Origin of the sequence: Salibacterium halotolerans, from assembly GCF_900115625.1 — a bacterium.
Taxonomy (GTDB): Bacteria; Bacillota; Bacilli; order Bacillales; family Marinococcaceae; genus Salibacterium; species Salibacterium halotolerans.
Window position 1 is genome coordinate 139,463 of record NZ_FOXD01000001.1, and the last position, 25,719, is coordinate 165,181.

27 protein-coding genes and 1 riboswitch are annotated in these 25,719 nt (G+C 48.9%); of the genes, 13 read left to right on the top strand and 14 right to left on the bottom strand.

Annotation, left to right across the window (positions count from 1 at the left end):
• Window positions 1–120 precede the first annotated feature (120 nt).
• Entirely contained in the window at window positions 121–336 is a 216-nt protein-coding gene (locus BM124_RS00585) for a CsbD family protein (protein ID WP_093334706.1), read from the bottom strand.
• A gap of 174 nt (window positions 337–510) precedes the next feature.
• Here BM124_RS00585 and BM124_RS00590 point away from each other — a divergent pair, with 174 nt between their 5' ends.
• From BM124_RS00590 to BM124_RS00605, 4 genes are all read left to right on the top strand, one after another.
• A complete protein-coding gene (locus tag BM124_RS00590) occupies window positions 511–1,467 on the top strand; it encodes a 2-hydroxyacid dehydrogenase (protein ID WP_093334707.1) in 957 nt (318 codons plus the stop codon).
• A 3-nt stretch (window positions 1,468–1,470) separates the two neighbouring features.
• Entirely contained in the window at window positions 1,471–2,349 is an 879-nt protein-coding gene (locus BM124_RS00595; protein ID WP_093334708.1) for an SMP-30/gluconolactonase/LRE family protein, read from the top strand.
• Between the two features lie 225 nt (window positions 2,350–2,574).
• On the top strand, window positions 2,575–3,018 hold the full coding sequence (locus BM124_RS00600) for a MarR family winged helix-turn-helix transcriptional regulator (protein ID WP_093334709.1): 444 nt from the start codon (window positions 2,575–2,577) through the stop codon (window positions 3,016–3,018).
• A gap of 46 nt (window positions 3,019–3,064) precedes the next feature.
• The gene (locus tag BM124_RS00605) at window positions 3,065–5,716 is read left to right on the top strand and encodes an MMPL family transporter (RefSeq protein ID WP_093334710.1); all 2,652 of its coding nucleotides are present in this window, start codon (window positions 3,065–3,067) and stop codon (window positions 5,714–5,716) included.
• Window positions 5,717–6,162: 446 nt separating this feature from the next.
• Here the strand turns inward: BM124_RS00605 and BM124_RS00610 are convergent, their stop codons facing one another.
• From BM124_RS00610 to BM124_RS00635, 7 genes are all read right to left on the bottom strand, one after another.
• Window positions 6,163–6,567: a hypothetical protein gene (locus BM124_RS00610; RefSeq protein WP_093334711.1), complete on the bottom strand. Its 405-nt coding sequence runs from the start codon at window positions 6,565–6,567 to the stop codon at window positions 6,163–6,165.
• A gap of 323 nt (window positions 6,568–6,890) precedes the next feature.
• Entirely contained in the window at window positions 6,891–7,658 is a 768-nt protein-coding gene (locus tag BM124_RS00615) for an energy-coupling factor transporter transmembrane component T family protein (protein WP_093334712.1), read from the bottom strand.
• Entirely contained in the window at window positions 7,652–9,334 is a 1,683-nt protein-coding gene (locus BM124_RS00620) for an ABC transporter ATP-binding protein (protein WP_093334713.1), read from the bottom strand. The genes BM124_RS00615 and BM124_RS00620 overlap by 7 nt, the downstream gene beginning before the upstream one ends.
• Window positions 9,331–9,930 carry an ECF transporter S component gene (locus tag BM124_RS00625; protein WP_093334714.1) on the bottom strand — a complete coding sequence of 200 codons (600 nt, stop codon included), beginning with the start codon at window positions 9,928–9,930 and terminating at the stop codon, window positions 9,331–9,333. Before BM124_RS00625 ends, BM124_RS00620 begins: the two co-directional genes overlap by 4 nt.
• Window positions 9,927–10,625: a thiaminase II gene (tenA, locus tag BM124_RS00630; RefSeq protein WP_093334715.1), complete on the bottom strand. Its 699-nt coding sequence runs from the start codon at window positions 10,623–10,625 to the stop codon at window positions 9,927–9,929. Before tenA ends, BM124_RS00625 begins: the two co-directional genes overlap by 4 nt.
• A gap of 125 nt (window positions 10,626–10,750) precedes the next feature.
• Window positions 10,751–10,859: riboswitch (TPP riboswitch) on the bottom strand.
• 79 nt (window positions 10,860–10,938) lie between these two features.
• Window positions 10,939–11,064: a hypothetical protein gene (locus BM124_RS19445; protein WP_280139702.1), complete on the bottom strand. Its 126-nt coding sequence runs from the start codon at window positions 11,062–11,064 to the stop codon at window positions 10,939–10,941.
• Window positions 11,065–11,250: 186 nt separating this feature from the next.
• Window positions 11,251–11,511 carry a hypothetical protein gene (locus BM124_RS00635; protein ID WP_093334716.1) on the bottom strand — a complete coding sequence of 87 codons (261 nt, stop codon included), beginning with the start codon at window positions 11,509–11,511 and terminating at the stop codon, window positions 11,251–11,253.
• Window positions 11,512–11,640: 129 nt separating this feature from the next.
• Here BM124_RS00635 and aroD point away from each other — a divergent pair, with 129 nt between their 5' ends.
• From aroD to BM124_RS00665, 6 genes are all read left to right on the top strand, one after another.
• A complete protein-coding gene (gene aroD, locus BM124_RS00640; protein ID WP_093334717.1) occupies window positions 11,641–12,396 on the top strand; it encodes a type I 3-dehydroquinate dehydratase in 756 nt (251 codons plus the stop codon).
• Window positions 12,397–12,431: 35 nt separating this feature from the next.
• On the top strand, window positions 12,432–13,010 hold the full coding sequence (locus BM124_RS00645) for a shikimate kinase (protein WP_093334718.1): 579 nt from the start codon (window positions 12,432–12,434) through the stop codon (window positions 13,008–13,010).
• A 109-nt stretch (window positions 13,011–13,119) separates the two neighbouring features.
• Window positions 13,120–14,076: a sugar kinase gene (locus BM124_RS00650; RefSeq protein ID WP_093334719.1), complete on the top strand. Its 957-nt coding sequence runs from the start codon at window positions 13,120–13,122 to the stop codon at window positions 14,074–14,076.
• Between the two features lie 16 nt (window positions 14,077–14,092).
• Entirely contained in the window at window positions 14,093–14,731 is a 639-nt protein-coding gene (locus BM124_RS00655) for a bifunctional 4-hydroxy-2-oxoglutarate aldolase/2-dehydro-3-deoxy-phosphogluconate aldolase (RefSeq protein WP_093334720.1), read from the top strand.
• Between the two features lie 87 nt (window positions 14,732–14,818).
• Window positions 14,819–16,165, top strand: coding sequence for a hypothetical protein (locus BM124_RS00660; protein WP_093334721.1), 1,347 nt, complete (start codon window positions 14,819–14,821; stop codon window positions 16,163–16,165).
• 15 nt (window positions 16,166–16,180) lie between these two features.
• A complete protein-coding gene (locus tag BM124_RS00665) occupies window positions 16,181–16,939 on the top strand; it encodes an IclR family transcriptional regulator (RefSeq protein ID WP_093334722.1) in 759 nt (252 codons plus the stop codon).
• Window positions 16,940–17,107: 168 nt separating this feature from the next.
• Here BM124_RS00665 and BM124_RS00670 read toward each other — a convergent pair whose 3' ends face one another.
• On the bottom strand, window positions 17,108–18,028 hold the full coding sequence (locus tag BM124_RS00670; protein ID WP_093334723.1) for a nuclease-related domain-containing protein: 921 nt from the start codon (window positions 18,026–18,028) through the stop codon (window positions 17,108–17,110).
• A gap of 248 nt (window positions 18,029–18,276) precedes the next feature.
• The gene (locus tag BM124_RS00675; RefSeq protein ID WP_093334724.1) at window positions 18,277–19,836 is read right to left on the bottom strand and encodes a BCCT family transporter; all 1,560 of its coding nucleotides are present in this window, start codon (window positions 19,834–19,836) and stop codon (window positions 18,277–18,279) included.
• A 278-nt stretch (window positions 19,837–20,114) separates the two neighbouring features.
• Here BM124_RS00675 and nagA point away from each other — a divergent pair, with 278 nt between their 5' ends.
• From nagA to phnF, 3 genes are read left to right on the top strand one after another with little or no spacing between them, the layout of a single operon-like run.
• A complete protein-coding gene (gene nagA / locus BM124_RS00680; RefSeq protein ID WP_093334725.1) occupies window positions 20,115–21,299 on the top strand; it encodes an N-acetylglucosamine-6-phosphate deacetylase in 1,185 nt (394 codons plus the stop codon).
• 1 nt (window position 21,300) lies between these two features.
• On the top strand, window positions 21,301–22,065 hold the full coding sequence (nagB, locus tag BM124_RS00685; RefSeq protein WP_093334726.1) for a glucosamine-6-phosphate deaminase: 765 nt from the start codon (window positions 21,301–21,303) through the stop codon (window positions 22,063–22,065).
• The gene (gene phnF, locus BM124_RS00690) at window positions 22,062–22,793 is read left to right on the top strand and encodes a phosphonate metabolism transcriptional regulator PhnF (protein ID WP_093334727.1); all 732 of its coding nucleotides are present in this window, start codon (window positions 22,062–22,064) and stop codon (window positions 22,791–22,793) included. Before nagB ends, phnF begins: the two co-directional genes overlap by 4 nt.
• Window positions 22,794–22,860: 67 nt before the next feature.
• Here the strand turns inward: phnF and BM124_RS00695 are convergent, their stop codons facing one another.
• The 4 genes from BM124_RS00695 to BM124_RS00710 are packed head-to-tail and all read right to left on the bottom strand — an operon-like array spanning window position 22,861 to window position 25,583.
• Window positions 22,861–23,598, bottom strand: coding sequence for a sugar isomerase domain-containing protein (locus BM124_RS00695; protein ID WP_093334728.1), 738 nt, complete (start codon window positions 23,596–23,598; stop codon window positions 22,861–22,863).
• Window positions 23,598–24,863: a PTS ascorbate transporter subunit IIC gene (locus BM124_RS00700; RefSeq protein WP_212634919.1), complete on the bottom strand. Its 1,266-nt coding sequence runs from the start codon at window positions 24,861–24,863 to the stop codon at window positions 23,598–23,600. Before BM124_RS00700 ends, BM124_RS00695 begins: the two co-directional genes overlap by 1 nt.
• Window position 24,864: 1 nt before the next feature.
• Window positions 24,865–25,146: a PTS sugar transporter subunit IIB gene (locus BM124_RS00705; RefSeq protein WP_093334729.1), complete on the bottom strand. Its 282-nt coding sequence runs from the start codon at window positions 25,144–25,146 to the stop codon at window positions 24,865–24,867.
• Window positions 25,147–25,160: 14 nt separating this feature from the next.
• Window positions 25,161–25,583 carry a PTS sugar transporter subunit IIA gene (locus BM124_RS00710; RefSeq protein ID WP_093334730.1) on the bottom strand — a complete coding sequence of 141 codons (423 nt, stop codon included), beginning with the start codon at window positions 25,581–25,583 and terminating at the stop codon, window positions 25,161–25,163.
• Window positions 25,584–25,719: the final 136 nt, after the last annotated feature.

The window sequence follows — 25,719 nt, forward strand, 5'->3', positions numbered from 1 at the left end:
TGTAGCTGAGGCGCTGCCCGCGGCAAGCGTCCGCCTGCAGCGGATGCCTTAAAGTTTAATGGCTTTTGATACAGCCCCATTTTTCTATCTTATAGAGGTTTTGTCCCAGTCTCTTTTGGTTTATTTTTTATTTTCATTTCCATTGTCGTTTTGGTTATCTTTTTCATTTTTTATGCTGCCGATATCCTGCTGGATATTGCCTTTGGATTTATCTTTCTGTCCTTCTTCCTGCAGTTCTTTGTCATCTTTGGCGTTGCCGATTTGATCTTTGGCTTCGCCTTTTACTTTGTTGACGGCGCCTTTTATTTTGTCGCTCCAGGCTTCTTGACCGGCCATTTATACATCACCTCTCTGTGTGTTGTTAGTATTCAATTTCCCATTCTGTCGATGGATTAAACGACGGGATGGTTTTTGAAGAAGAGATTCCGATGATAAGCTATGTACTTCCACCCTGTGAAAGCGGATATATGATAGAATAAAAGCATAGTTTACAGGGAAGGGATGAGCACGATGCCGAAGATACTCTCTTATGTAGAACCGCCGGAAGACGTTCTTGCCTTCATGAAAGAACACGCAGTAGTCACTGTAGTGCGCCCGAAAAAAGAAGAAGAACGGTTTTATGAAGAACTTGCAGAAGCCGATGCCCTGTATGGCGCAGGTCTACGGATTGATGAAAACCTGCTGGCACATGCGCTGAACCTGAAGGTAATCAGCAATGTGTCGGTAGGTTATGATAATTTGAATATGGGAGCGATTTCAAAAAGAGGAATAACCGCCACACACACGCCGACCGTCTTGATTGATACGATGGCTGATACGATGATCGGCCTGATGATTGCCACAGCCCGTCGTATGCCGGAGCTGAACAACATGGTGAAAACCGGCGGCTGGAAAAAACCGCTCACGTCAGAGTATTTCGGCACCAATGTGCACCATAAGACGCTTGGCATTATCGGTATGGGAAGGATCGGAGAGGAAGTGGCACGGCGTGCTTCGCTTGGCTTTCGTATGGAAGTGATGTATTACAACCGGCGCCGGAAACCGGACGCTGAACATAACACCGGCGCTTCTTATGCCGGACTGCATGAACTGCTGCAGTCATCCGATTTTGTGATGGTGCTCACCCCGCTCACGAGCGAAACGCGCGGACTGATTAATGCCGAAGCGTTTGGCAGCATGCAGCAGCACGCTGTATTTCTGAATGGAAGCCGCGGACAGGTTGTTGTGGAAGAAGATTTGATTCAGGCCCTGAACGACGGAGAAATTGCTTCTGCCGGGCTCGATGTGTTTGAGCAGGAGCCGGTGGACCCGGAGCATCCATTGCTGGGGATGGAAAACGTTGTCGCACTGCCGCATATCGGAACCGCTACGCATGAAACGAGACATGCGATGGCAATGGATGCCGCGCGGCAGTGTGTGGATGGAGTACACGGCCGCACGCCGGAACACGTTATACAGGGAGGGTGAACCATGAACAAAAAGGCAGAACTCATTGTGGATGAAAAGGCACTTCTTGGGGAGGGACCGACCTGGGATGAGAGCCTGAACGTTTTATACTGGGTTGATATTATGGGCTGCAGGATCCACCGCTATTCTCCGGCGGAGAAGACCAATGAAACGATAGATGCCGGTCAGGAACCGGGAGCGGTTGTGGTGCATAAAGGTACGGAACTTATCGGCGCGATGCAGCACGGGTTTTACCATATAGACTTTGACCGGAAGACGTTTGAGCCGGTGGCTGATCCGGAAGAACACCTGCCGGGCAATCGGTTTAATGACGGAAAAGTCGATCCAGCCGGGCGCTTTTGGGCCGGAACGATGGCCTACAGCAAACAGAAAGACCAGGCGGCGCTCTATTGTCTTGAGCCTGATCTTTCCTGGAGTAAAAAAGTCGATCACATCGGTATTTCCAATGGATTGGCGTGGAGTGAGGATGGCACCGTGATGTATTTCATTGACACCCCGGCCCTTGAAGTGAGCGCATTTGATTATGATATCGAAACCGGCGGCATCTCGAACCGCCGTCCGGTGATTACCTTTTCAGGAGACGACGGGCGTCCGGACGGGATGACGATAGATAAGGAAGGAATGCTTTGGATTGCCCACTTCCGGGGTTGGAAAGTGAGCCGCTGGAATCCGGAAACAGGGGAGTGTCTGGAGGAAATTGACGTCCCCGCTGGTCAGGTCACGTCCTGTGTTTTCGGCGGGAAGGATCTCACGACTCTCTACATCACGACAGCCCGGAACAATTTAAGCGAAGAACAGATTGCCGGCCAGCCTCACGCCGGCGGACTGTTCGCCGTACAGCCGGGAGTGACCGGCACACTGTCCCGCCGCTTCGGATTCTGATGTTGTGAGCCAATATGAATCTATTATTCGGTTAAAAGCTGTTCCCGTTTAAGACGGGAGCAGTTTTTTTATGGAGCATCCCGGCTTTACCCGTCACATTTTAACCGCCGCAATTCAACGGTTGGATGCAAAAAGTGGCGGTTAGCACATCACAATCAGCCTATTCATTGACAGGATGATAGTTCAAGGGGTAAACTAAATTGTAGTTTAGGGGGTCAACTTTATATGGGTGAAAATAGAATGGAGGAAGCGATCCGTCTGTTCACAGACGTGATGATTGACGGCCAGAACGAAGTGTTCCGAAAGGTCGAAAACGAGCTCCACAAAGAGTTTTCGATGGAACAGATCAAGATGCTGAATCTGCTCGAGCGGCACGGACCGATGACGTCCAAACAGTTAACCGAGCTGCAGGGCGGGCATAAGAGCGCCACGTCGAGCCGTCTCAAAAAACTGGTGGAAAAAGGATATGTCCGGGTGATACCGGATGAGATCGATGGACGCCTGAAACATGTACAACTGACGGAAGCAGGAGCCGCAGCCTATCAACATGCGAATCAGCAGGTGAATGAATACTTAAGTTCGATTCTGTCCGGAATAGATGACGAAGAAGTGGATGAATTCATCTATATTTTCCAGAAAGTCAAAACACTGCTGAAAAACCAAGGCTAGGCGGTTCCCGTTCTTCCTTTGTGTAAAAAAGAAGGAGGAGAAACCAATGCGCACGATATTAAGATTCCGGTGGGTGATTGCGGCAGCACTGGCTGCTCTGACCGCGCTGCTGTTTTTCCTGTCGCCGGATTTGTCCCGCCTGTCAGAGCAGGAAGACAGTTTTCAGCTGCCGAATGAAATGACCTCGCAGCAGGCAGATCAGATACTGGAAAAAGCGGGGGAAGGAGCGGAGTCCATCAGCCTGGTGCTGGAACTCGACGGTTCTCTGACGGAAGAAAAGGAACAAAACATTACCGAGTATATGGAAGACGTCAGGTCAGCTGATGAAAACATCGAAGAAGTAACGTCTCCGTTTGAGCGTGAAGAGATACGAAATCAACTCGTATCGAGTGAGGAAAATGTGGTGCTTGTGCCTGTTTCCGTGGACGGAGGACAGGAAGCGGCGGTTCAGGCCGGGGAAGCGGTGCAGTCGCTGTCGGTTCCGGACGGTATGACCCAGTATGTAACGGGGGATGCGATCATCAGCGATGCCGTCGATGAAACAACACAGGAAGGCCTGGAACGCACGGAAGGCATCACGGTGGTGCTTATTTTTGCGCTGCTGCTTATCGTGTTCCGAGCGGTGGTTACCCCGTTTATACCACTGATTGCCGTCGGGGTTACCTATCTGTTGAGTCAGTCTGTCATTGCGCTGCTGGCGGAGAGTTTTGGTTTTCCATTGTCGACGTACACGCAGGTTTTTCTCGTTGCGGTGTTGTTCGGCATAGGGACGGATTACTGTATTCTGCTTCTCAGCCGGTATAAAGAAGAGCTTTCCGACGGGCATGAAGTGAAAGACGCTATTGTGAACACCTACCGTTCCGCCGGGAAAACATTATTGTACAGCGGTGTTGCTGTACTGGTCGGCTTTTCTGCGATAGGTTTTGCGGACTTTGCAATCTTCCAGTCGGCGGTCGGGGTGGCGGTCGGTATTATCGTACTGCTTCTTGTGCTGTACACGTTGATGCCGTTTTTCATGGCCGTACTGAAAGACAAACTGTTCTGGCCGTCGAAAAAAGGAGCTGCCCATCAGGATAATAAACTTTGGAAAGCGATGGGACGGCTTTCTGTGTTCCGGCCAATCCTCTCCATTCTAATCGTCGCTGTCGTGACGGTTCCTTTTCTGTTAACCTACGACAACAATATTTCTTACAATAATACGGATGAAATAGGAAGCGGCGCCCAATCGGTTGAAGGGTTGAACGTCATTGAAAGTGCCTTTGGAATGGGGGATGCACTGCCGCTTGAAATCGTTATTGATTCAGACGATGACATGATCACAAAAGAGAAATTGGCGGCGGTGGAGTCCCTGGCCCGCACGTTGAATCGGTCGGACGCTGTGGATGAAGTACGCGGTGTGACTCGTCCGACCGGTTCTGTGCTGGATTCTATGTACGTCGATAACCAGCTGCAGGATGTATCGACCGGGATTTCAGACGCCCGCGACGGCCTGACGGAAGTTCAAAACGGTCTGAGTGACGTTCAAAGCGGCCTGCAGAACATGAACAGCCGGATTCAGGAAAGCGGATCCGGCAGTACAGGGTCTTTAAACCAGGCAGCTTCCAGTATTGAAACCATCAACAGCCGGGTCGCAGGTATTTCCAGTCAACTGCAGCAGACCGGTAATACGCAGGAGGCCATCCAGCAGCTTTCCGGAGTGCAGCAGGGACTCACGGAAGTGCAGAACGGGATGCAGCAGGGAACACAGCAGCTGAGCAACGAGCAGCAGGCCCGTGCTAATGACCTCGCGTCCAGTCTCGATCAACTGACGAGCGGCGTGCAGGATGCCATAAACGGCCTTCAGGATATTAACTCCGGGCTGGAAAGCGCCGAAACGTACACGAGAGAGGCATCAGATGCTTCTTATGTCAGAGGAAGTGGTGTGTTTGTGCCTGATGATCTTCTGGAAAACGAAGATTTTCAGGAAGGTGTGGACCAATATGCGTTTGAAGACCGGACCGGCATGACGATGGAAGTAAGTCTGAAACAGGATCCATACTCGGTGGAAGCCATTGAGGCCGTGGAGAACGTGAAAGAGCTTGTTTCGATGGAAACCGCCGGTACGCCGCTTGAGCAGGATACGATCACCTACAGCGGCGTTCCGGGAACGAACGCGGACCTTGAGAACATTTCCAGCGAAGATTTCACAAACACCATCATTATCATTCTGATCGGACTGTTCCTGATTCTTGCGGTGCTGCTCCGCTCGATTGTGCAGCCTGCCTTTATTCTCGGCGGACTACTGCTGGCTTATTACACTGCCATGGGAGCAGCGGAAATGATTTTCGTTCAGGTGCTCGACTATCCCGGCATGATGTGGCCGGTGCCGTTCTTCGGCTTTGTGATGCTGGTGGCACTCGGCGTTGACTATTCCATCTTTCTGTTTGACCGGTACCGCGAAGAAGCGGAGCTAGGTGTCCGGGAAGGCCTGCTGAAGGCTATGAAGAAAATGGGGACCGTCATTATTACGGCGGCCATTATTCTATCCGGCACGTTCGGCGCGATGATCCCGTCCGGCGTCCTCACGCTCATGCAGGTCGGCACGGTCGTCGTTACCGGACTGCTGCTGTTCGGTCTTGTCATTCTGCCGCTCTTCATCCCGGCCGTCGTCCGCCTACACGACTCTCCCGGCTCGTTGTCGAAACAAGAAGATAAATAAAGAAAGATAAAGAGTCTGGGACAAAAGTAAAATAGGCGGAGGAAAACACGAATATTTTGCGGCGTTGTTCAAGAGCCGCATAGCAGCGGAGTCAAAATGCTCCGGCTCCTGCTCAGAACAGCACGAGTCACGGGTGCCCCGCAGGAAGCAGGGTACCTGTGACGTACTTCCACAGGATAATGGCGTTTAAGGCGGCACCGGATACTCTAAAGTGTCTTATGACTATTCATCCCACTTTTCATGCAGCGACGCGAACTCTTTGTTGCGTCGGCCCGTTCATTTTCCCGCTAAACGGAACCTGGATTCGTTCATGACGACGTTTATGGGGGAACGAAACCCTCTAAAGTGCTTTATGAATCATTCATAATGACGTTTGGAGGGGCACCGGATACTTTAAAGTGCCTCATGAGCCATGCTTAACGACGTTTAAGGGGTCGCCGAACCCCCTAAAGTGCCTTATGACCCATTCCCAACGAACTTCCGTACATCCGTACGGCCGGATCTGCTACCTTTTCCCCCGTTATACCGGTTGGTGTCGTGATCACATCGCGGAGCAGCTCAGGTGTGGCTTCTATCCCGGCAAACGGGCCCTGGAACGGCCGGGGTCCGTCGGTTTCGACAAGCAGCTGATCCGGAGGAACTGCGGACGCGAGCCGTGCCCGGGGCAAAGAAGACACGATGAGCCCCAGCGAATCGATGTCGCCCTTGTACTCCGGAGTGCAAAGAAGACACGATGAGCCCCAGCGAATCGATGCCGCCCTTGTGCTCTGGAGTAAAAGCAAAGCATTTTGGCGCAGCGGTGTATCTAAGAAACGAAGAATGCCGAACGATTCAAAAAAATCGTTCGGCATTCTTTTATCTTATAAAGGTTTTGTCCCAGTCTCTTTTTGTAAAGAGTATTCTTTTTAAAAAGGGTTCAGCTGCTTGGCTGTTAATCTGTGCAAATTACGGGTTAGTGGTCATGGCATAGTCTTTCGTGGACACTGTGATGTTGAAATGATGGATTAGTGGCTGCCGGTGGGTGTCTATGTCCACTATTTACACGAACTGATGGCATAGTTTCTACGTAACCGGGATGTATGGACACTAAAGGCAGATTTCGGACAATTAGTGTCCATACCCTGACCCTGAGGCACCGCACTACAGCCCCTCCATCCTAAAATACACTATCCTGTCAGGCGGACCAGGGGGTGCTGACAAACCAGATCGTCGTGAGCAGAAGCAGGAACAATCCGGTAAAATACGCGTCATGCCGGTTCCAGTGTATGCGGTGATAAAAGGTGCGGTTCCGACTTCCGTCAAATCCTTTGGATTCCATCGCGACGGCGGTTCGTTCGGCCTTGCGGATGGCGCCGGCCATGAGCGGTATAAAGTACCGTTTCAGCTGACGGAGTCCACGCTTTTCTCCAAGACCGCGGATGCGGTGGGCGGTGCGGATCTGCCGCAGCTCATCCCGAAACAGCGGAAGAAAGCGGAAGGCCGCCATCATGCCGTAGCCGAAGCGGGGCGGGAGTTTGCACTGCTGGATGAGGCTCAGCATAAACCGGGACGGTTCTGTCGTAAGCACAAACAGCAGGGACCAGGATCCGAAAACGAGGGCGCGCATGCCAAGGGAGACGCCTGTCGATACATTTTCAAGGGATACCGGGAGACTCCCGATGGTAAATAAAATCGTTCCCCCGCGCTCATCCGGAAACACAACCTGGATCCAGACGAAGCTGAACGCAAACAGCAGAAATGGGAGGAGAAGCAGTCCCAGAAAACGCAGGTGTACCCCGCCCAATCCGGTGATCAAGGCAACCGTGACTCCGAATAAAAGCAGTGGGGTCCACGGATCAAACACCGGTACCATCATGATAATAATAACGAGGACGGCACCTAGTTTCAGGGAAGGGTTGACCCTCTGCAGGAAACGATCTTTCTGCTGGTAATGTTCTAACATGGTGTTTCCTGCCTTTCAAGAGATGTAACCCAGGTCCTGAGTTCCCGGGACACCGGCACTTTTACGGACGCTTTCTCCAGCAGATCCGTCTGCTTGAAAAGGGCGTCGGTGCTTCCCTCAAAGGCGGTACATTGGTTATCCAGCAGCAGGACTTTGTCCGCATACTGGTCGACCAGTGACATGTCATGGGTGATCATCAGGATCGTTCCGCCTTCTTTTTGCTGCCATTTTTTCAGCATGCCCATCAATGCTTTGGTTCCGGATTCATCCTGACCGAACGTCGGTTCATCCAAAATCAGCAATTTCTGGTTTCCAGTCAGCATGACAGCCACCGATAGGCGCCGTTTCTGGCCCTGACTGAGGGAAAACGGATTGCTGTGTCGTTTCTCCTGCAGTTGAAAGAGATCGAGCAGTTTCTCCAGTTCCTTATGGAATGACGATGAAGCCAGACCGGCAGCACGCCAGCCGAATGTTAATTCGTCTTCTACAGTGTCACAGATAAACTGGTGCTCCGGATTCTGAAACACCATGCCCGTTTGTTTCAAGATGTCACGTGTTTTGAGGTGCCTGGTATCTTTTCCGTTTCGAAAAAGAGTGCCCCCTTCCGGATCCTCGAGTCCTGTGAGCAGGCGCGCGAGCGTGCTTTTGCCTGCGCCGTTCGATCCGCACAGAGCAGTGAACTCTCCGGCGTGCAGTATGAAAGAAACGTTGTCGAGAATACGCTTGGAACCATATGAAAATGTCATGTTTTCAGCTTCGATCAAAGGAGGTTCAGCTGGAGCATGTGGAAAAAGACCGGAGAACGGTTCCTCTCTTTTTTGAAAGCCGTGCTGCATGCATTGTGTTTCCCATTCATGAAGACTTAATGGAAAAGGACTCCACGTTATGTTCCCTTCCTGTTCCATGCGGCGCGCCGTCCGGCAGACCTCCGGCACATGAATCCCTTCCTGCTCCAGGATGTGTGCTTGTTCCCGGAAAACAGTATGGGGAGGCCCGTCGAGCAGAACTCCCCCTTCTTTTCGCAGCGCAATCACACGGTCGATATGTTCGAGCCCGGTTTCCATGTTGTGCTCGATAAACAGCAGGGTTTTGTTTTGGCGGGCGGCGGTGTTGATCCATAGCTGAATAAAGTCTTCCTTGCTCTTTGGATCCAGATTGGCCGTCGGTTCATCCAGAATAAACATGCCCGGGTCCAGTGCCAGAAGGCAGGCGGTTGCCGTCTTTTGTTTCAGACCGCCGGAGAGGGTTGTGAGCCGGCTGAAGCGTTGTTCTTTCAGTCCCGTTATCTTAAGGACGTGTTCGAGTCTGTCCTTTATATCACCAACCGGGAGACCGATGTTTTCCATGCCGAAAATGATTTCGTCTTCGACCGTTTCCATGCAGAACTGTGTTTCCGGGTCCTGAAACAAAATACCGACGTGCCGGCATGCCTCGGTGATCTTCCAGTGTTTTGGCGCTGCGTCATGTACGGTCAGCTCTCCGGTCATCTCTGCTTCGACCGCTCGTGGAATCAACCCCTGGAGTGCAAGAGCAAGCGTACTTTTGCCGGATCCACTAGGGCCGAGGAGAAGTATGTTTTCCCCTTTGTTGATTTCAAGATCAAGCGGTTGGAGAGCGGGATGTTCTTCGGCGGGATAGGTGATGGTCAAGCTTTGCATGGCGGCAGCATTCATCATGATGCACCTCTCTCCTGTTTCTCTGCACGGCTGTTGCGGCCGATCGCGAAGTTATGCAGTACACCGGTCTTCTCCAGTGCCCAGGTCAGGTAATGGCTTCCCCAGCCGGCAAGCAGCAGTCCGCTCAGCAGCATCGTGCCAAGCATGAACCATACGACGCCTGCTGCAAACTGACTGTATCCGTATATGGCGAATTCGGTCAGGAAACTGGCGGTGGTTCCCGCCATTCCCGCAAGCATGAGCACAGGCAGTTTGAAATGTCGGTACCGAAACATGGCAAATACAAGCTCTGCGCCGATTCCCTGGGTGAAACCGAGAATCAGCACGGATCCGGCATTCACGGATCCGACCATGATTTCGGTACCGGCGGCGATAAGCTCAGCGAACAGGGCCGCCCCCGGTTTCTGGATAATCAGCGCACAAACGATGGGGGCCATAATCCAGAACCCTGCCATCAGTCCGCCTCCTACAGGACCCAGGATGCCGGTCACCAGCTGCCCGAGAAAAATCCAGACTAAATAAAGAACTCCGAAAACAGCGGAGATAAAAGCCATCACTACGATTTCACGGAGATTCATCGTGCGGCTTTGTCTCATTCAGCTGTACGCTCCGGTTTTTTATCTTCAGCAAACGGCCAGTCTTCTGCTTTATAAGCCATATCAAAGAACATGTATTCAAGTTGGCAGCCGTCGAGAAAATGTTCTTCCCAGCGCTTGACTTCTTCCTCGGACGCGGTTTCTGCCATTTGATCGAGTTTATCCAGGTATTCCTGCATGCGCGGTTCTTCCTGCTGTCCATAAAAGGTAATCCAGTCGTAGAACGGGTGGGTGTCATCCGGCTGAAAGTCTTCGATGAGCCGGCGGCCGACATAGAGATAGATCCACGGGCAGGGAAGGGTGGCCGCGATGATATCCCCGATACTGCCGTCGTAGGCGGTATGGAGCATATGTTTGGCATAATGCTGGGCGGCGGGAGCGAGCGGATATCCGTGCAGTTCATCGTACCCGACCCCGGCCTGGTCGCATAAATTGTGGTGCGGGTGGATTTCGCTGTTTAGAATAAAGCCGATACCGGAGTGGAACAATTCCATTTCCTCCCGTGTTCTGCTTTTGGCTATCGCGAGCGCGCGGGCCTGGATCATTGCATTCAGATATTCATAGTCCTGTTTAACATAATGAATCAGCTGTTCTTTCTCGAGATGCCCTTTTCCGATTCCCTGAATGAATGGGTGGTCATAGCAAGCCTCAAAAATGTGATTCGTGTTCTCCCTCAATTTCTCTGAAAATCTCATGGTTAATCTCCTGCCTTTCTGTGATTTTTCACATAAAAAGAGCCACTCCGGAAATGGAGCGGCTCTGCTTGGTAGGAGATATTATGGTCGGGGCGGCGTAAAAGCCCGCCTTTCATCCAAAAACAGATCTGCCGGCTCCACTTCCCTTCGCTGGTACTAACCAGAGCAGGTTCTAAGGGACCAAGGAATACAGCATTCCTTATCTCAGCTTTTTAAGCGCCCCTAGCGGCCTCTTTGTATGCGATTGCTTATAACGTATCATGCAGATGAATAATTGTCAAAATATTTTTGTGAAATAAGCAGGAGGACAGGCTTATTTCTTCTTCATCTGTTTTGCTTTATTTACAGCAGTGTTGGCCATCTGCTTTGCTTTTTCCCGGTTTTTTTCGTCTTTTAAATACTCTTTCGCGGTACTGAAAAGTTTCTTTTTCAGGCTCATCAGCATACTCCTTTCTATTATGAATACAGCTGTCACTCATTTTCCCCTGCTTAATGAAGCTTAAACGCAGAAAAACAAAGACGTCTGTCAGGAATGGAACGTTTCTTTGAAAACCCAGCGGCCGATGGGATGAATCATGCTTGAATTTTCAGCGGCCGGGATAAAACGGCCTGGAGAAATGTATCCCTATTGAGAATGCTCCCAGCGCAGAAGTGCTCCAAAGCCGCACATCCGGCCGTAGGATGAAGCAGACACACCAACAGCAGTGGTGAGAAATAAATGAAAAGCTGTTACGATAAGAGAAGAAGGATTATTGGATAACGTCTGATCGTACTGCTGAAAGGCCATAAGCAGCGCGCCGACCACAGCAAAAAGAAAAATGATCAGAGGAAAAAGCTGCGAAGTTCCTTCTGAATGTGTCGTGTTGGTATAATCCCCTTTTGACAAAGCCTGCACCTGCCATTCAACGTAGTAAATGTAGTATAATAATTTTATTATAGCTTATAACTCTTGAAAAATGTAACATATATCGATGATTTTTTAGAAAATGGAAGAAAAACAGTTCAGGAGGTCGAAATGGGAGCGAAAGACATTCATACCAGAACCCGTACATTTTCACCGGGGCAGCCTTCTCTCTGCCTGCCGATGACAGCCGGAACAGAATCAGGACTTTTGGAGGAATTGGTTTCTGCACAGCAAAAAAAGCCGGACCTTCTGGAATGGAGGGCCGACTTTTTTGAAGACCTGTCCGATCCTGAACAGGTGGAACGTACTGCAGCGCGGATCCGGGGATCCTTGAAGGACGTTCCTCTTCTTTTTACCATCCGGTCTAAAGCGGAAGGCGGACAGAATACATCCCTCTCAGAAACTGATAAAATCGAGCTGTACCGCAGGTTGTGCAGTGGTGGATATGTGGATATGATAGATTATGAATGGCGGCAGGATCAGATGAAACGGCGGGACGTTCAAACAGTCTGCAGCGAACATGGTGTGATTTTCGTCGTTTCCTTTCATGATTTTTCTTCCACACCGCCTGAGGATGACATGTTGACTATCTTAAAAGACATGGAAAGCGCCGGTGCAGATGCCGCCAAGCTGGCCGTGATGCCTGAAACGATGGATGATGTTCTTTCTCTTTTGAAGGTAACACGGGCAGCCCAAAACCAACTGGACGTCCCTGTCATTACCATGTCGATGGGGAAAATGGGGGTTGTTTCAAGAATAGCCGGCTGGCAGTTCGGTTCGCTGTTCACGTTTGCGGCAGGATCCAGCAGTTCGGCGCCCGGCCAGATACCAATCGACGTCATGAGAGAGCTGGAAACGTATTTGTGATCAAGGTTAGATGATGATAGAAAGCGGGGAGGAACATGGAGCGGTTACCGGCTTTGCGGGAACGAAACATTGTATTGATTGGATTTATGGGATCAGGGAAATCCACGATCGGAAGCCTGTTGTCGAAAAAACTGTACAGGGATTTTATTGATGTGGATACATATATTGAAGAACAGCAGGGGATGAGCATCCCGGATATTTTTCGTAAAAAAGGAGAAGAAACGTTCCGGGAGATTGAAAAGGAAGCAACGGTCCACCTCTCTGAAAAGGAACGGCTGAAAATTCTGGCTCTCGGCGGAGGGGCATACGGTCAGCCTGAAATAAGGGAAGTCTGTATGAAATACGGTATTGTAATTCTGTTGAACCTGAGCTGGGAAACATGGAAGGAACGTCTCCCTGATATCCAGGGAAACCGGCCTGTTCTGCAGAATAAAACGTTGGAAGAGATGGAAGCCCTGTTCTATGAACGAAAGCGAATTTATGCACTGAACACATTGCAGATTGATACGGATGGTAAAAGTGAAGAAGAAGCGGCTGATGAGATTGTACATCTGCTTAAACTCGGCTGGGACTGGTATCCCACGCACATGCCGGATGAAAGGAGTTCCCGATGACAGGAGCTCTTTTTTTTACAGGAAATTGACGACTCGGTTGTCGTGGTATACGATAGAATTAACATAATAGAATAATGTTTTATATTATAAAACAAGCGGAGGTGCCAACATGGATGTAGTTACGATAGGGGAGACAATGGCGCTGTTCACTCCGGACCAGAAGGGGCTTATGCGGTATGCTCCTTCCTATTCGAGAAAGTTCGGCGGAGCGGAATCAAACATGGCCATAGGACTCTCAAGGCTTGGCCATCAGGCGGGTTGGATCAGCCGTGTCGGCGACGATGAACTTGGAAAAGCGATGCTTCATTTTATTCGCGGGGAAGGGGTGGACACCAGTCACGTGACGTACGACACCGAAGCCCCGACCGGTCTGTATTTTAAGGAATTCCGAAAAGCCGGGGATATCCGCGTGCAGTATTACCGGAAAGGGTCGGCGGCAAGTCGTTTGAGCACAGCTGATATCGATGAAAATTATATAAAACAGGCGGACTATTTACATATCAGCGGCATTACACCGGCACTCAGCAGCAGCTGTAGGAACATGCTGCCCGAAGCTGTGAAAACGGCTAAAGAACACGGTGTAACAGTTGTTTTTGATCCAAACCTGCGGCGCTCGTTGTGGAGCGAAGAGGAGGCACGCAGGACACTGCTTGAACTGGCTGCGCTGGCGGATATTGTTCTGCCGGGTATTGACGAAGGGGATTTTCTGTTTGGTACGAAGAATCCCGATGAACTGGGACGTCTCTTTTTGCAGCAGGGAGCCGGTGACGTCGTGTTGAAGGCGGGAAGCAAAGGCACCTACCATTTCAACAAAAATGGATCGGCATTTATTCCGTCCTTTGATGTAGAAACGGTGGTCGATCCGGTGGGAGCGGGAGACGGATTCGCTGCCGGGTATCTTTCCGGCTTGATCGACGGACTTTCAGCTGAAAACGCTGTGCAGCGGGGCAATGCGGTCGGCGCGCTTGTCACCCAGGCGGAAGGTGATGTGGAAGGTCTGCCGGAACCCGAAGATGTCGATGCGCTGGTGAATAAAAACAGCGGCACAGAAGATGTGCGGCGCTAAGGAGGATATCAATAATATGACATCTATTCAGGATATTAAAGAAAACGGGATTGTGGCGATCATCCGCGGAGCGGACCCGGACAATATTGAGGATATGGCGGAAGCGCTTCTGGAAGGCGGTGTGCGGACGCTTGAAATCACGATGGAAACGCCGAATGTACTGGCTGCGATTGAGAAGCTCCGCAAATCCTACGGGAATGAATTGATTACAGGAGCAGGCACCGTACTTGATCCCGAAACCGCACGTTCCGCCATTATGGCAGGAGCCCAGTTTATCTTTTCTCCTACCGTGAATCCGGAAACGATCCGGATGTCCAAGCGGTACGGCGTGGTCAGCATTCCGGGTGCCATGACGCCAACAGAAATTTTGACGGCTTTTGAGTACGGCGGAGACGTCATTAAAGTCTTTCCTGCCAATCAATTCGGCCCGTCTTACCTGAAAGACATTAAAGGACCGCTTCCTCAAATCCCGTTAATGCCGACCGGCGGTATTACAACGGATAACTTGAAAAGTTATATGGACCAGGGAGCTGTCGCCGCAGGTGTGGGCAGCGCGCTGGTTAATACGAAGAACCCCTGGAACAAAGAGGAAAAAGCCGCTCTCACCAAGCGGGCGCAGGCTTTCACGGAGGCATTTCATCAAGCCATGCAGTAAAAAAGTATGTGCAGCAGGGCGTTTTTAAACAGGAGGACGCGCTGCTTTCTTTTTTGAACGATTCCAGCTGGTAAAGGAACGTCTGCTATGATGTATATTGTATTATACAGCGTACTGGTGGGATCTTACGCTGTTTCTCTTTTCACGGAAGCCGAGTGGCTGTCCTATCTGACAGGTCTGGCTGCGGCAGCGGCTGTCTTCGTTTCTTTTCCAAAAGCCGGACGTCTGTACAAAGGTACCGCCGCGGTCTTTCTTGTAACAGCACTTGCGGCCGCCTGGGCGGAAGGACTCCCTGTTCGTGAGTTTCCGTATTATATGACATCCATGGTCATGCTGATGATGGTATTTTATGTACTGCCGTTTATGAACAGTGTGATTGTTGTCGGTCGCTATGATCAGAAAGTCAATAAACTGCTGAAAACAAACATCTCGCATCTCGGTCAGCTGTATCGGCGTGCAGCGGGGGTTTCTTTTTTAATCGGGACGTTTTTGAATATCGGCACCCTGCCGCTCGTTATTCATGTTCTGCGCCGTAACCTGCGTGAACAAAGCGCGAAGCTCTCCGCCCGATTTATCAGCTCGGCGATGCTGCGGGGCTATGCGCTCTGTCTCGTCTGGAGTCCGATGGAACTGCTCGTTGCCATATCGCTGGATATCACCGGAGCCGGCTACTTGGAGCTGCTACCGCTTCTGCTTCTTTTTGCCGGTGTGTTTTTGGTGATTACCTGGGTGAGCGGACGGAAGTATCGGCATATTCCGGCTTCCATTGAAATCGGTTCTGTGAACATGAACATGGTATATCGCAAAATCGCGGAATTAACCTTTTTTCTCATCTTATTTATAACGTCCGTCGTCGTCTTGCAGCGGGTGATGCCGGTATCGTTTCTCGAAACGGTGGCGCTGGTCATTGTTCCGTTTTCCTTCAGCTGGGCACTGGTGATTGGCAGAATCCGCTCGTTTCTTGTATATGCTTCGAAAAACTGGAAACACCGCACGGCTTCTATGCAGAATTACATTGTGCTGTTTTTATCGGTCGGTTTTTTTATCAGTGTGCTGGAACAAACGGTGTGGATGGATTGGCTGCAGTACCCGTTTTTATTTCTGGAAGATATGCCGGTTTTATTGTTTATGTCCATTCAGGTTATGTTTCTCGCGCTTGCGATGATCGGTTTTCATCCGATTGTGACGATCACGCTGGCCGGAGAGATGCTGCAGCCGCTGCTTGGGGATATTGCGCCGGCCGGAGCAGCCGTTGTACTGATCACGTCTGGATTGTCCACGGTCATGGCGGGGCCATTTAACATTACCGTCTCACTGACGGGTATGCTTCTTCACCAGAATCCGCACCGCATCTCGCTTTGGAACCTACCGGCTGCTTTACTCTTCAGCAGCGGAGGAACAGCGCTCGCGCTGCTCATTCAATACGTGTTGTAGAAAGGAGGACGTGCGGTGCCGATTATTCAATCCGTCGACCGTGCCCTGCAGATTCTTGATTTATTTGATGACAACGAAACGGAACTGAAAATCACCGATATCAGTGAACGGCTCCACCTTCATAAGAGCACCGTTCATTCGCTCTTAAAGACACTGGAAAAACATCAATATATTGAGCAGACAGGAGAATCAGGCAAATACAGTCTCGGGATGAAACTGTTCGAACGGGGAAACTACGTGATCCGAAGCCGTGATATCCGCGCCACGGCCCGGGATTATCTGTATGAGCTTTCACAGAAGACGAACCAGACGGTGCACCTTGTCATCCAGGACGGACGGGAAGGGGTTTACATAGACAAAGTGGAAAGCACCTCGGCGACCATTTTATATTCCCGCATCGGCCGGCGCATCCCCCTGCACTGCAGCGGTGTCGGCAAAGTACTGGTTGCATTCCAGCCTGACGAAGAGATCACTGCTTTTCTGAAGGACTATCATTTTGTCCGGCAGACCGAGCACACCATTACCGATGCCGCTTCATTCTGGGCAGAGATCCGAAAGGTGCGGGAGCAGGGCTATGCCGAAGACCGGGAAGAAAATGAACCCGGCGTACGCTGCGCTGCTGTACCGATCTATGACCATAACGGCCGGGTTGCCGCCGCTCTCAGCATTTCGACTCTGATCGTACGAACGTCGGAAGAAGAAATGTCTCATTATATTGAACAGTTGAAAGAAACCGCCGCCGCTTTATCCAAAAAGCTGGGGTACGGGTTTTGATAACATTTTCGAAAGGGAAATGTCTTCTATTACATAGTACTGGACACAATTCGATGAAGATGTGATCGAAGTGTCCAGTATTTTTATTAACTGAACAAGTTAACGTGCGCACAGTTTAAAGTGTCCAGTAAATTTCTTTCATGGACATTTACAGCGGAGAACTGTCGGCTATCTATGTGGAGGTGAAACATAATACGATCCTTTTCCCTTCCCGACACGCTGATAATGCGAAAGGAGGACGCGGCTGACGTTTTTTCTACTGCATCTGAGGCCGCACCAGTCATAGATAATACTGGTCGTCAACTTATCCTGCGGGAAAAGCAGTCTGAACTCTTCGATACTACGCTGGATACCGCTGCGGCGGGTTTCTTTATGCCCGCACGAGGAACAGGTCAATGTATTTTTCCTTTCCTTCATCCATCCGGAACAAAAAGGACAGGACATTCCTTTGGTTAAAGAAGGATAGTCGTAATCCGGGAGACGTGTATAAGGAGACATATCCCAATGCAGCGTCAACAGCTGTTCCGCAGCATGATGGTGCTGATCTGTGAGAGGGTAAGAGGGTTCCTGGTTCCATTTTTGGATAAAACGCTGAAGCTGGTTCGGGAGAAGTACTGGAAGTTCTGAAGAGGCATGGTAAAGAATGAAAAAAGGATGGGTGTAAGCGACAAGGGCTTGAATGGGAAGAGTCAGCGGTAGAGTTTGAAAGGTTTGCCGGAGAAACGCTTCGCTCCGCTGCAGTTGAAGCAATGGATCTTTCATTTCTTTTCCGTTCATGAGGTAAAGCCGGTTCTTATGAAGATAATACTCGCCTTCGTAATGTTTTACTTCAAACAGATAAGCCTGGTCATATGTCAGCACCAGCGTATCGATTTGGTAAAAACTGTGATGATGTTCGATCAATAGATCATTCATAATGATGGTGTCGTGTTCAAGCTGAAGCAGCGATTGATTCAACGTCTGTTCTCCCTCAAACCCTTTCTCCAGGCTGACGTAATACTGCCGTTGGCCGGGGGAGAAGTTCATTCGTCGGTGGAGAACGCGGAGACATTGAAGTTCATGGGACGGGGTGCAGGCTTTCCTTATCATATTTCCCTCCTTTTGATATCTTATATCTTACCAAACCTCCAGCATAATACAAGCTGTTTTTTTATGGACAGTTCAAGGGAGAAAATGTCCATAACCAAGAAATAAAGGACATTTCATGCTGTACAAACGCAGAAATGTCCAGAAAAAATGGGATAGGGACACTTTATGATATATCACTCCGTCAATTGGTTCGAAACAGAGGGTTATAGACAATTCACCGCCTGATCTGTCCACAACATACCTGTTCCTCAGTCTTTATCTTCCCGGTATATAAAATATTTGCCTCCAAAGGTGTTCGGCATATCTTCCTTGATTGCCCGCGTAAACGAAATGACGAGCATGATCATAATGAAGATAAGCGGGAACCCACCTACGATACTGGCGGTCTGCAGGGTTTCGAGGCCGCCGAGATACATGAGCACAAGAGACGGAGCGGCTAAGACAAATGCCCAGAACAGGCGGTTCCATCGTTCCGGCTCGTCGTCGATTTCTTTCTGGGTCACCGAGGCCAGGATGTAGGAGCCGGAGTCGAAGGTGGTGGACAGAAAGATGATGGCCAGGATCACGAAAATCGCGACAAACAGGGCGCTTCCGGGGAGCTGGGCGATCGTGCCGATGATTGCGGCCGGGGCACCTTCGTTGTTCAGCACGTCTACGACGGAGTACTGTCCGCTTAATTCAAGATACAGCCCGTAATTACCTAAAATCCCAAAGTACAGGGCGCAGCCGATCGTACCGTAGACGAGTGTTCCGACAATCATTTCCCGGATCGTGCGTCCGCGTGAAATCCGGGCGACAAACAAACCGACAAACGGTGCATAGACGAGCCACCAGGCCCAGTAAAAAACGGTCCAGCTCTCCGGAAATCCTGTTTCTTCAAAGCCATCCATACCGGCAAATGGTTCCGTCCATAAACTCATTTTGAAAAAATTATCCGCGAGAGTGCCGATGCTGTTCACCATCGTATTTCCGAGAAATACCGTCGGTCCAATAATGAGGATAAATCCAAGGAGGACAAAGGACAGCCATAGATTGATGTTGCTGAGCCAGCGGATCCCCCGGCGAAGCCCGGTATAGGAACTGACGGCAAAAATGATCGTACAGAGCATGAGCACAATCGTGTTAACGACCATATTCGGTTCAATGCCGGTGAAATAGTTTACTCCTTCGGCAATCAGCGGCGTAGCCAATGCCATGGTTGTACCGGCGCCGCCGAGGAGTCCGAACATGAACAAAATATCGACGATGGTGCCAACAGGCCCGTCGGCATATTTTTTCAAAACCGGGCGGCAGGCCTCGCTGATTTTCAGAACCGGTCTTCTGCGCACGTAAAAGAAATAGGCGATCGGAAGCGCGGGCAGGCAGTAGATTGCCCACGCAATCGGTCCCCAGTGAAAAAGGCCGTACGTGGCAGCCCACGTAACAGCTTCCGCCGACTCCGGTTCAATGCCGAACGGCGGCCCCGTGAAATAGTACGCCCATTCAATCGTTCCCCAATACAGCACACTGGAACCGATCCCGGCAGCAAACAGCATGGCTGCCCAAGTCAGAGTATTAAATTCCGGTTTAACCCCGCGGCTTCCGAGAACGATTCGGCCGTATTGGCTGAAGGCTATGTATAATAAGAAAATAAACAATACCATGCCGATGACGAGATACAGGGCTCCAAGATTTTTGGAAACGAACGTATTCGCGGCATTCACGACGGCTGCTCCGAATTCGGGAATAATCACTAATGGAGCAGCAATAGCAATCAGCAGAAACAAAGCACCAAAAAACGTGGGCCAATCCATAATATTTCGGTTCATTTCAAGTTCCTCCCAAGGCTGCAGAATATGTCGAAACACGCATGTCTTTACCCTATACCATGAAAGTATGCCCGCGCAATGTGTATATTATGCGGTGAGCGCTGTTCTCCCGGTTCCTTTATGGATGTTTCTGGATGACGTCTTGTCATAGTGGCTTATCAAGTACATGCCATCGGTTTTTAGGGGATAAAGGATTTACCGCTCAAAAATGGTATAGACAACTATATTTTTGGACGATATAATGTATGTATCAGATTAGATGAGAGGGAGGAAGCGGGATGGAAGAGTTTATTCTCCGGGATGTTACCGTTGTGAATCCGGATAGCACACAGGAGCATGCCTATGTATTGGTGAAAAACGGTGTGGTTACCGCCATTGGCAGAGACAGCAGTGCTGAAGAAGTCGTCACGGAAGCCACCGTACAAATAAAAGCTGAGCCGGATGATGTGCTTATACCGGGTATGATCGATGTGCATATCCACGGCACGAATCATGCCGATGTGATGGACGGCACACCAGAAGCCCTGACAGCCATTGCTGAAAACCTCCCGTCGGAAGGAACAACGTCTTTTCTTGCCACTACCATTACGCAGCACAAAGATGTGATTACGAGGGCGCTTGAGAATGCAGCCACATTTGCCTTAAACCAGCCGGCTGGACGTTCGGAGATGCTCGGCATTCATCTTGAAGGTCCTTTTTTCACCGCTGAAAAAGCGGGAGCCCAGCCAAAAGAATATGTAAGGCCGGCCGATACAGCGCTGTTTCAACAGTGGCAGCAGGTGGCCCGCGGCTTGATAAAATGGGTTTCACTTGCCCCTGAACAGGATCCGGACCATGCCCTGATCCGCTTTCTCCATCAAAACGGAATTGTAACGGCTGCCGCCCATTCCAATGCCGGACTGGAAGAAATAAATGAATCGGCAGAAAACGGCGTGTCCCATGTTACGCACCTTTTTAACGGCATGAGCGGTCTTCATCACCGCGATCCCGGCCTTGCCTCCGCCGCTTTGTTAAACCGTAGTCTTACCAATGAAATCATTGCCGACGGGGTGCACGTGCATCCCTCGATGGTGGATATGGCTTTTCGGATGAAGGGGGCGGCGGGACTGCTGTTAATTACCGATTCCATCCGGGCGAAATGCCTTCAGAACGGCAGGTATGACCTGGGCGGGCAGACGGTGACTGTCGAAGGAAACAGGCCTTATCTGGAAGACGGCACGATTGCCGGAAGTATGCTGAAAATGAACGAAGCGTTGATAAATATAATGGCTTTCACGAATTGTTCATGGGAAGAAGCCGCTGCCATGGCTTCCCGAAATGCTGCGCGAAAGCTCGGCCTGTCCCGTAAAGGAGAAGTAAAAGAGGGCATGGATGCGGATATGGTGCTTCTTGACGGAAACCAGGAAGTCCGTCGGACCTGGTGCCGGGGAGTACCGGCTTATGAAAAAGGAAAGGAGGAATAAGATGGAAGTGATAGCGGTAAAAAACGAACAGGAAATGAGTGAAAAAGCAGCGTCGATCATCGCAGCACAAATAACCGACAATCCGGACATCGTACTGGGGCTGGCTACAGGCGGGACGCCGGAAGGAACGTACCGGGAATGGATACGTAACGCCGCCGGCCTCCCTCTTTCCCGCCTCCAGACCTTTAATCTGGACGAATACGCCGGCCTCTCCCCGAATCACCCGAACAGTTACCACCGGTATATGGAAGAAAAGCTGTTCCGGCCGCTCGAACTGAGATCCGGCCAGACCCACCTGCCCAAAGGAGATGCTGATGACCTTCAGGCAGAAGCCCGCCGGTATGAACAAGACATACAGGAAGGCGGCGGGATCGACCTCCAGCTTCTCGGTATCGGTGAAAACGGTCATATCGGATTTAATGAGCCTGGTACTTCCTTTGATTCCCGGACCCATATTGTAAAGTTAAAGCCGTCCACCCGTGAGGCTAACGCCCGGTTTTTTGACGACAAAGAAGAGGTGCCGTATCATGCGGTGACGATGGGAATCCAAACTATCATGGAAAGCCGCCATATTCTTCTTCTTGCTTCCGGGACCCGGAAACAAGAAGCCGTAACCAACCTGCTTGAAGGAAAAATAAATGAGGATTTTCCTGCGTCCGTTCTTCAGAATCATCCATATGTTACAATAATAGCGGATGAAGCGGCTCTATCAGGTATTTCGTTCAACAAATGGATCTCTGAAGGAAGGGAGAGGGAAACGAGATGATTGATAAAAACTCACCCCTGCCGATATATTATCAAATACAGGAAATGATACGTAAAAAAATAGAAACCGGTCAGTGGCAGCCCGGAGATATGCTGCCGTCTGAGCGGATTTTTTCCGAAGACTTTGATGTGAGCCGTATGACCGTGCGTCAGGCAGTGACAGAGCTCGCCAACGAAGGGGTGCTCATGAGGGAAAAGGGCAAAGGCACCTTTGTCGCTGAACCGAAAATAGAGCAGCCGCTGCAGGGGCTGACCAGTTTCACCGAAGATATGAAAGCACGCGGGCTTGAACCTGGAAGTACATTGATTCAGTACCGCCTTCGCACGGCGCCGGGGAAAGTAGCGGAAGCTCTGCAGACCGAAGTCGAAACCGAGGTGTATGAAATCAAGCGGGTGCGCCTCGCGGACGACGTCCCGATGGCGTACGAAACCACCTTTATCAACCTGGAGCTTGCCGGTGACATACCGGAAGACGTGGAAAACCGATCGATTTACTCCTTTCTCGAACAAGAGAGAGGGCTGAAAATCGGGGACGGCGAGCAGACATTTGAAGCATCGCTTGCCAACACCGAAGAGGCGGATAAACTGGCTATCGAAGAAGGAGCCCCGGTGCTGTTGATTCAACGCATCACCTACCTCGAAGACGGAACACCGCTTGAGTACGTAAAGTCCGCTTACCGCGGGGACCGCTATAAATTCAATATCAAAACAAAGCGTTTTACTAAATAAACTTTTTTGAACTGAAGATGATAAAATAAAAAAGCAGGAAGTGTCGATTAGACACTTCCTGCATTTTTTAAAATTTGTAATGTATAGTATCTTTGTACTTTTCGTACAATTGACGATTCAATTGATCTCCGCCATCCAAGTTAGCGCTGTAAAATATAGGTGGGTAGTTCACTCCTTCTTCCACTAATTTATTTACTACTTCTGCTACAATAGTATTAACTATCGTCGCACCCACTACTGTGGAGGAAGGAGAAACTCTTTGATCCAAACCACTTACTTCGCATACAGCATCGCCTGTATGACCATGATTATCAATAACAATGTCAACGATTTGATAAAGATTTTGACCTGAAGAGTGTCTTGAAGAGACACTTTTCGAATATTCGAGATTGGTTATACCAATAGTTTTAACTCCTTTTTTTCCAGCATCGATTGCTAAATCTATAGTGGAAGAATTTCGTCCTGAGACGGAGTGAAGGATTAAAACATCATTTTTTGAGTAGTGTGTCTTTTCCCCCAATATCTGTCCGTAACCTTCCAGCCTTTCCATCCTGCTTGTATGAGTGATTGGTTCAGTATCCAACATCAATTCTTTACCGAATATGGGATTCAGATTAATTAATCCCCCTGCCCGGTAGAAAAGTTCTTGCGTTAATATGCCGGCATGACTGGCACCAAATGAAAATAAAGCATTTTTATTTAATATGGCGTTCGATAATACTGTGACTGCTTCTTCAATATTTGATCTTTCCTGATTTTCAACTGTGTTCAAAATTTTCTTTATTTCATCAAAGTACTGAAACATTACATAAACACTCCTGCAAATAAGTCAGCTATCCATTTTGCAATAGTTCCAAATAGAGATAAATCGTTCCCTCCGAAAACCAAAATCCAATTCTGAATTGTACCGCTGTAGATACTTGCTGAAATACTAACTAATAGGACCATGACAAAGGCTGATACTATGGTGCCTGCAACAGCCCCTTTTATTCCACCTTGTCCTTCTCCAACTACAGCTGCACCTCCCATTTCAAAGAATGAAGTGACGACGAGAGGAATCAACACAACACCAAAAACATTAAAAGAGTTGGCAATTACAATGAGAACAGTTGAAGTGCTCATAGCTATAAGAAAACCTATTATGACCGCATTTGGACGAAAATTAAACAAGATGGGAACATCAAATGCGGGTTTGGAACCAGGAATAAGCTTTTCAGATATCCCTTGAAATGCAGGGATAATTTGATTAATCAGCAGGCGTACACCATATAACATAATCAGAAGTCCTGCACCGAATGTAAGACCTTGATTAACTCCAAGTATAATGGCATTTTGTCCGTCAGCAAGAATATCTGGAATAATTACTGCCACTACCAAATACATAGCGACAATAACAATAGCACCAGTTACCGAAATTTCTCTGAAAAACGATAGACTCTTTGGAACATTGATATTTTCAGTTGAGTTTTCTTTATTTCCAACTCGTTTTGCAACTTCACCTGAAATAATACTTAAAATGCCGGTGGGATGGCCAATTAAAAAGGAGTCATCTTCTGTAACTGCCCAAACGTACTTTCTCATAATCCACGGCATGAATGACCAATATAGAGCTGAGAATAATGCTCCAAAAACTACCAAGTATACACCGGAAAGATCTGCTTCTACCCCAGCGGCAATAAATATGAAAGGAAACCACCATAACATATGTCCTGTTAAGAATATTGTTTTCACTTTTGTAAATCTTGCAATTAATAAATGAAAAATCAACCCAATAAACATGGCCAGCCCTACATCCCCGCCATAACTGGTTGTGAACGTTTGCTCATTCAAAGCGTCAGGTACAGACTCATTGCCGGTTATAGCTTCTTGAAAAGCTGTGTTAATTGGTGAGATAGTTCCGGTGATCAGTCCAACACCAGTATCTAAAATCAACATACCAAATGCTGCAATAAAAGCCCCTTTAACAATATCGGCAATATTTTTTCTTTGAACAATAAGACCAAGAGCGGCAATCAGGCCAAGCAGAACAGGAGGATTTCTTAAAATATTCTCAGTGATAAACGCCATCATGTTAGTTCCCCCTATTCTCTAGAAGTTGATCAAGAGACTGACCAACCTCTTCCTTATCCATATAACGTTTAATGGGAAAAACAGGACATTTCATGCTGTTTTCCAGTTCTTCAGCCAGTTCATGACTTGTGAATACGGCATCAACATTAGCCCCTTTTGCTGAACTTAAATCTGTATTCTCTACTTCACAACCAATATTTCTATCTTTGCATGCTTTCTCAATACTGAGCTTCAACACCATAGAAGATCCTACACCAAACCCACATACAGCCAAAAATTTCATTTTCATCCTCCCTTTTAAAGTAATTCGTAAATTTTATCTAATGACCCTTCCATAAATATCTTATAATTTTCTTCTTCCATTAATATCTCCGAAATCTCAGATAAAGCACTTAAGTGAGAGGTGGAATCTATAGCTGCCAAAACCAAAAATACTTTAACTTGATTTCCTTTAAGATCAACTGGATTATCTAAAGTCAACAATGACATTCCCATGGAATAGACTCCTTCACCAGGCTTAGCGTGAGGTAATGCAAAACAATCGGCTAATACAATATATGGGCCATTTTCATGTACACTTTCTATCATGCTGCTGATATACTCTTCTTCGATTATTTTCTTTTTTAACAGTGGTTGACCAGCAATAGCTATTGCTGCTTCCCAACTACTTACTTCTGAGAAATTTTGGAGATTTTCCCTTGGTAATAATTCTTTCAACATAAAGCATCCCTCCCTTTTTGCAGATTTCATACTGAAGCGCCTACAATTTTTTAAACAATCAAAAATAATATTAATCTTAGAGACAATAGTACCACTTAAAAATATAGTTGTCTATACCATTATTAATTGATGTATG

Bases quoted from the DNA above. Each gene is read 5' to 3' on its own strand.
- nagB (WP_093334726.1), top strand. From the start codon at position 21,301: ATGGAAGTGATAGCGGTAAAAAACGAACAGGAAATGAGTGAAAAAGCA.
- BM124_RS00625 (WP_093334714.1), bottom strand. From the start codon at position 9,930: ATGAGACAAAGCCGCACGATGAATCTCCGTGAAATCGTAGTGATGGCT.
- BM124_RS00675 (WP_093334724.1), bottom strand. From the start codon at position 19,836: ATGAACCGAAATATTATGGATTGGCCCACGTTTTTTGGTGCTTTGTTT.
- BM124_RS00610 (WP_093334711.1), bottom strand. From the start codon at position 6,567: ATGCCGAACGATTTTTTTGAATCGTTCGGCATTCTTCGTTTCTTAGAT.
- BM124_RS00655 (WP_093334720.1), top strand. From the start codon at position 14,093: ATGACATCTATTCAGGATATTAAAGAAAACGGGATTGTGGCGATCATC.
- phnF (WP_093334727.1), top strand. From the start codon at position 22,062: ATGATTGATAAAAACTCACCCCTGCCGATATATTATCAAATACAGGAA.
- BM124_RS00600 (WP_093334709.1), top strand. From the start codon at position 2,575: ATGGGTGAAAATAGAATGGAGGAAGCGATCCGTCTGTTCACAGACGTG.
- aroD (WP_093334717.1), top strand. From the start codon at position 11,641: ATGGGAGCGAAAGACATTCATACCAGAACCCGTACATTTTCACCGGGG.
- BM124_RS00595 (WP_093334708.1), top strand. From the start codon at position 1,471: ATGAACAAAAAGGCAGAACTCATTGTGGATGAAAAGGCACTTCTTGGG.
- BM124_RS00710 (WP_093334730.1), bottom strand. From the start codon at position 25,583: ATGTTGAAAGAATTATTACCAAGGGAAAATCTCCAAAATTTCTCAGAA.
- BM124_RS00695 (WP_093334728.1), bottom strand. From the start codon at position 23,598: ATGTTTCAGTACTTTGATGAAATAAAGAAAATTTTGAACACAGTTGAA.
- nagA (WP_093334725.1), top strand. From the start codon at position 20,115: ATGGAAGAGTTTATTCTCCGGGATGTTACCGTTGTGAATCCGGATAGC.
- BM124_RS00700 (WP_212634919.1), bottom strand. From the start codon at position 24,863: ATGATGGCGTTTATCACTGAGAATATTTTAAGAAATCCTCCTGTTCTG.
- BM124_RS00605 (WP_093334710.1), top strand. From the start codon at position 3,065: ATGCGCACGATATTAAGATTCCGGTGGGTGATTGCGGCAGCACTGGCT.
- BM124_RS00615 (WP_093334712.1), bottom strand. From the start codon at position 7,658: ATGTTAGAACATTACCAGCAGAAAGATCGTTTCCTGCAGAGGGTCAAC.
- BM124_RS00620 (WP_093334713.1), bottom strand. From the start codon at position 9,334: ATGATGAATGCTGCCGCCATGCAAAGCTTGACCATCACCTATCCCGCC.
- BM124_RS00660 (WP_093334721.1), top strand. From the start codon at position 14,819: ATGATGTATATTGTATTATACAGCGTACTGGTGGGATCTTACGCTGTT.
- BM124_RS00650 (WP_093334719.1), top strand. From the start codon at position 13,120: ATGGATGTAGTTACGATAGGGGAGACAATGGCGCTGTTCACTCCGGAC.
- BM124_RS00585 (WP_093334706.1), bottom strand. From the start codon at position 336: ATGGCCGGTCAAGAAGCCTGGAGCGACAAAATAAAAGGCGCCGTCAAC.
- BM124_RS00590 (WP_093334707.1), top strand. From the start codon at position 511: ATGCCGAAGATACTCTCTTATGTAGAACCGCCGGAAGACGTTCTTGCC.
- BM124_RS19445 (WP_280139702.1), bottom strand. From the start codon at position 11,064: ATGAGCCTGAAAAAGAAACTTTTCAGTACCGCGAAAGAGTATTTAAAA.
- BM124_RS00670 (WP_093334723.1), bottom strand. From the start codon at position 18,028: ATGATAAGGAAAGCCTGCACCCCGTCCCATGAACTTCAATGTCTCCGC.
- BM124_RS00705 (WP_093334729.1), bottom strand. From the start codon at position 25,146: ATGAAATTTTTGGCTGTATGTGGGTTTGGTGTAGGATCTTCTATGGTG.
- tenA (WP_093334715.1), bottom strand. From the start codon at position 10,625: ATGAGATTTTCAGAGAAATTGAGGGAGAACACGAATCACATTTTTGAG.
- BM124_RS00645 (WP_093334718.1), top strand. From the start codon at position 12,432: ATGGAGCGGTTACCGGCTTTGCGGGAACGAAACATTGTATTGATTGGA.